The sequence below is a fragment of the Bradyrhizobium cosmicum genome (assembly GCF_032290525.1).
GTDB classification, from domain to species: Bacteria; Pseudomonadota; Alphaproteobacteria; order Rhizobiales; family Xanthobacteraceae; genus Bradyrhizobium; species Bradyrhizobium cosmicum_A.
On the sequence record NZ_JASXTA010000340.1, the window covers coordinates 1 to 259 of the forward strand.

The 259-nt window shown below is 68.3% G+C and carries 1 protein-coding gene; it reads left to right on the top strand.

The genetic code is table 11. The features are described 5' to 3' along the window. Positions 1–259: hypothetical protein (locus QSV46_RS40180; protein ID WP_314964196.1), on the top strand; the 259-nt coding region annotated here is incomplete at both ends.

Below are 259 nucleotides of genomic sequence, written 5' to 3' on the forward strand. Positions count from 1 at the left end.
GGACAGCAGCACTTATTGGAAGCGATCGCGGGTCGAGTTGCGTGCTGCCGGATTCGATCCAGAGCGCGCCGCGGAGACCAGTGCGGTGGTGACCATTGCCAGCGCCTGGACCAACGCCCATCGCTGCAACAACCGCGTTCGCGCCATCACCGATCTCCTGGTGGAAATTCTCGCCGAGCGCGGCGGGCAGGGGCTGGTCGTCGGCGCGCCGGCGGTGTCGGACGCGTTGACGCAGGGCACGCCGACGGCGGGCTATAGC